Raw genomic sequence first — 5,129 nt, forward strand, 5'->3', positions numbered from 1 at the left:
CGCCGACGCGGCGTTCCCTCGCTCTCTGAGTGAATTCGTCACAGCGTAATCTACTGCGATATCGTGTGTTTTGAACGCAACAGCTCAGTTTACGCGGAGCAGAATTTGATTCGGCAACTACTGTTCAGGACGGGGAGGATGTCAACTTATCATCTGCTAATAAAATATTTATATTGTGGGTGTCTGTATGTCAAATATAGATTTACGTCCATGATCGAAAACACAATACAAGTTCTCCACGTCGACGACGATCCTGATTTTATGGATGTAGCGAGAAAACATCTTGAACGAGAAGACGGGCACATCGAATTGCAGACCGCAATGACCATCGACGAAGGGTTGAGTATTGTTTCTGAAGGAGATGTCGATTGCATTGTTTCTGATTATGACATGTCTAATAAAACGGGAATAGAATTCCTTCGGTCCATTAGAAAACAAGATGAGGACCTTCCATTTATTTTATTTACTGGAAAGGGGAGTGAGGAAGTTGCTAGCCAAGCAATTTCAATGGGGGTAACTGACTACATACAAAAAAAGACCGCCACCTCTCAGTACACACTGTTAGCAAATCGAAGTAGAAAGTGTGTGGGCTCAAAACGAACGCGATCGACATCTTGAGGCCATAGAAACCGCTCGTGAGGGTATTAGCATTCTCAATGAAGATGGGTATTTTGTGTATGTTAACCAAGCTTACGCCGACCTCTATGGATATCGACCTACTGAAATTCTTGGCGAACACTGGGAGTTTCTCACGTTAACAGATGACCTTCCCTATGCTTACGAAGAAATCTTACCAATTCTACATGACAATGGGTACTGGCATGGGGTTACAACTGGCCTTCGAGCCGACCAAAGTATTTTTATTGAAGATCATGTCCTTGCTATGACCGATACGGGTGGAATCGTATGTACCGTTCGAGATATAACCGAACAGAAAGAGCGAGATAAACAGCACAAGGAAACGAGTATATTGCTTTCAACGCTCTTTGATTCACTGCCTGTTGGGGTTCTCGCTGAAGATGACGAACGCAATGTGATGGCAATTAATAAACAATTGTTCGAATTCTTTGAGGTATCTGGTTCACCGAGTGAAACTATTGGAAGAGACTGTAAACAGTTTGCAAGCAAAGTAAGCGAGTTGGTAGTCGATCCTACAAAATTTGTTGAACGCATCAACACAGTAGCGAGTGAGGGTGAACCAGTTGACAAAGATGAAGTAGTTTGCACAAATGGTCAGACGCTTGAACGGAATTACCAACCAATTGAATTTCTAGGCGGGAATGGTCATCTATGGGTCTATTACGATGCAACAGACCAAAAAAATCATGAACGGCATTTAAAAGCATTAAACACGACGAATCAGGATCTTATGGCTGCAAAAACGTCTGATGAAGTTTGTGAGGTTGCTATAAACGCAGCTCGTGATGTTCTTGGACTTCAATTGACCGGAATTCACCTTTTTGATGAGACTGAATCGGGACTTGTACCAATGGCAGCAACTGATGGTTTAATTGAACTCGTCGGTGAGCCTCCAGTACTCACGCGTGATGGTAGTATCGCGTGGCGAGTTTACAGCGAAGGAAACGCGTTTGCACTCAATAATGTCCCTGCAGATTCTGATATATACAATCCAGATACATCTATCCGGAGTGAAATATATCTCCCGATCGGCGATTATGGCATTTTGCTTGCTGGTTCACCAGAGTACGATCAGTTCGATGATCAAGATCTAGTACTTGGCGAAATACTGGCAAGAAGTATTAACACCGCTCTTGAACAGGTTTCACAAACACAAGAATTGCAATCTCGAGAGAGTAAACTTAGACACCAAAATGAGCGCTTAGAGGAGTTCACGAGTGTTGTTTCGCACGACATCCGGAATCCACTAGCAGTCGCTGCAGGCCATTTGGAACTCGCTATGGAAGATTGTAGCTGTACACATCATGAAGGCATATCGCGGGCACTCAATCGAATTGAGGCGTTGGTGGATGACCTACTTAAACTTGCACGAGAGGGTACTACCACAGCAGATATAAGCCCTATCTCACTCGCTGAAGTCTCTAAGAATTATTGGATGAATGTAGACACATCAAGTGTGACACTAAACGTCAATACTGAAGATATAATCTTTGCAGATAAGATTCGGTTGAAACAATTTTTTGAGAACCTCTTTAGAAATGCAGTCGAACACGGTGGAGAGGTAGTGACAGTTGACACATTTGAAAACGGATTCTATGTTTCTGATAATGGACCGGGAATCCCCGCTGATGAGCGCGATCAGGTGTTTAAATTTGGTCATTCGACTTCGGATAGCGGAACTGGATTTGGTCTTAAGATTGTCAAAGAAATAGTAGAAACGCACGACTGGGAAATCAATATTACTGAGGGTGAGAGCGGAGGTGCACGATTTGAGATTACTGGTGTTGAAATCGATTCAAATTAGGAATGATCATCAAAGTTACAACGTCACAATCTTACTTTGGAGGGTGGAGAGGATATCTTAATAGAACAGCGAGAGTTCCACGGATCACCCGACCGTGGGTGAATCGCGTACGCTCGCCTACTGTTCAGTCTCCTCGATGTACCGACGAACCATATTCTAGGAAACCTTCGCGCTTCAGCGCGGGGAGGAGGTCAATTTCTTAAAATTAGTAAGTGGTACTCAATAGGTGTTAATCAAATGTTTTCGGTTCAAAAGAGATTCCAGAAATATCAATCCTCACGCCACTACGGTCTCCAGTTTCGACTGAAATTTCCCATCCATGGCTTAGTGCAATCTGTTGTGCAATCGTGAGTCCAAAGCCGGTTTGACCCCTTTTTGTTGTATAACCTGGATCGAATATCAATTCTTGTCCTTCGTCAGCAATACCTGTACCATCGTCTTCCACATAGATACTCGAATCTGTTGTTCCCACATAAACAGTCACGTCATCTGTATTATGTTCGATAGCATTGGTAAATAGACACTCAAGTAATTGCTGGAAACGATTTACATCTGCCTTGAATTGCTTTGAATCCATACAATTAAGAGTTGATTCATTTACGCTGATTGTCGACCATGCATCTGCAGCTGCATTTTGTAGAGAAATATCTTCTAGGTCAATCAAATCTTCACCTTGTTTGGAGAGTTCGAGTATTTGCTCAACTAATGTTTCAATACGAACAAGTGAACGATCGATTTGTTTGAGTTGAGATTCGTCTCCCGATTCATTATACAGTTCGAGTGCCCCAGAGGCAATATCAATCGGACTCTTAAGTCCCTGAGATAGTGTTTTTTTAATGTCTTTTAGGCGTTCGTTATGTCGTTTGAGTTTTTGTTCGCGTGATTTGAGACTGGTTATATCACGACTGTTAATAATAAATCCATTAACAAATTTATTATCAAACAAATTCTGCCCACGAGATTCTAAGATAGGCCATGTACGATCTGGGTCTTTGAATCGGAACTGAACGGTTGGTTCTATAGACGGATTATCAATTGCTTCAAAAAATTTCTCCATTGCATGTTGCCGGTCATCTGGATGTGCAAAGCTAAAAATAGACTCCCCAACTAGTTCTTCGGTTTCATATCCAAGTACTTCTTTTGCAGATGGGGAAACGTAGGTGAATTGAGCATTTTCGTCGACGATAGAAATCACATCGGACGAATTCTTTACTAATTGACTAAATCGTTGCTCAGATTTTTTAAGCGTCTGCATCGCCCTGTGTCGTTCAACAGCATTATTAATGCGATTAGCTAATACAGAATACTTACTTGATCCACCTCCTTTCTGCAGATAGTCGGTCACACCTTTCGAAATTGCTTCGCCTGCGATACTTTCGCTACCCTTACTGGTAAATAATATAAATGGTAGATCGTTGTAATTTTCTCGAACAAGTTCAAGAAAATCTAGACCATCTTGATGAGGCATATCATAATCACTCACAACAGCATCCACCTCATCAAGACACTCGAAACCATCCTCGACGGAGTTTTCAGTATGTACTTCAAACCTTGGTTTTTCTCGTGTGAGAAATGTCGACGTAAGGTCGGCTAGATCTTTATCATCATCAACAACCAGAACCTGTATCGTTTCAGGATTTTCGATTTCATCTGGTAGTAATCCATTTGATCGGACATCTTCACCAGATAATAATTGTGATAGCTCACTCATTAGATTTCTCCTGAAGAATTAGTTCAAAGTAAGGAACCATCACTTCCTTAGCTTGCTTCCAATAGGTGTCTGTATGCATATCATGCAGTTCGACAGCTAATATATATCGCACAGTCTCTGGTCCAAACCCTGATTGTCCATCTTTTGGTTTCCGTGGATACGTATCGTCTTGTAAGGCAGCTTGTAATTCGTATTGCTGTGCTCTCAAGAGCGGTTTCCAGTAATCATCACCTACTTTGTGCTTTCGCCATCCTTTCGTACTATATTCAGCATATAATGGGTCCATTCCCACAATTGATGCACGAATGCGGAATTGTGTCTTGACAGTGCTCCAATCCGCATCACGAAGTCCGTTTGTATCAAGCTGACCATTACGCAGATGTTTTATTTCGACATCATCTTTTGCAAACAGAGCATTTACATACGCAGTCGCTGCCTGCTGAGCTTCTACTTCGTTAAGATGAGAAAATTGTAATTTGTCTACAAATGCAAAATGATCAATGGCTTTTTCTGGGTTGCCACGATCGTGTTCTCGAAATCCTAAACATGTCTCTTTTGCCATCCGAGTTGCTTGATTATTGATGTTGGTTTTTCCATCGTATGTGAATAAACCCTTTACCATGATTTAATGAATTATCGACTAAGTAATAACTATTTTTGTAATATAACGCTCAGGTCTAGAATGACAAGGTTGAATTGTCTTTTTCAAGGCGAGAATCCTGCCGTTTACAGTAGTTACCGAATCAGATTTTTGTCGAGAGACTCAGGATAACGTTTGCTCCGGAATCACAGGAGTGGGACTTTCCTTCCAGCAGTAGCTGGTCGAAGGAGGGTGAGGGAACACCGTCGGAGTGGTCTGCGCTATGTTTGAATCTACGGAGCGCGTATAGGCGCTAATGAAGGCTTCTCGTCGGACCAAGTTGGTGAAACATCTGTCGGAAAAAGAGCTTGATGACGCGATCAATGAAGCACAAA

4 protein-coding genes are annotated in these 5,129 nt (G+C 42.1%); 2 read left to right on the forward strand and 2 right to left on the reverse strand.

All coding sequences use genetic code 11. From position 1 onward, the window contains the following. Positions 1-210 precede the first annotated feature (210 nt). On the forward strand, positions 211-618 hold the full coding sequence (locus tag O2S87_RS17975) for a response regulator (RefSeq protein ID WP_475410115.1): 408 nt from the start codon (positions 211-213) through the stop codon (positions 616-618). Continuing rightward, entirely contained in the window at positions 584-2,443 is a 1,860-nt protein-coding gene (locus O2S87_RS17980) for a PAS domain-containing sensor histidine kinase (RefSeq protein ID WP_475410116.1), read from the forward strand. Before O2S87_RS17975 ends, O2S87_RS17980 begins: the two co-directional genes overlap by 35 nt. Positions 2,444-2,672: 229 nt before the next feature. On the opposite strand, the gene O2S87_RS17985 is transcribed toward O2S87_RS17980, so the two are convergent. Further along, entirely contained in the window at positions 2,673-4,154 is a 1,482-nt protein-coding gene (locus tag O2S87_RS17985; RefSeq protein ID WP_475410117.1) for a PAS domain S-box protein, read from the reverse strand. Further along, complete coding sequence (locus O2S87_RS17990) at positions 4,147-4,776, reverse strand: hypothetical protein (RefSeq protein WP_475410118.1); 630 nt, start codon at positions 4,774-4,776, stop codon at positions 4,147-4,149. The genes O2S87_RS17985 and O2S87_RS17990 overlap by 8 nt, the downstream gene beginning before the upstream one ends. Positions 4,777-5,129: the final 353 nt, after the last annotated feature.

Source organism: Halohasta sp. A2 (assembly GCF_056175805.1).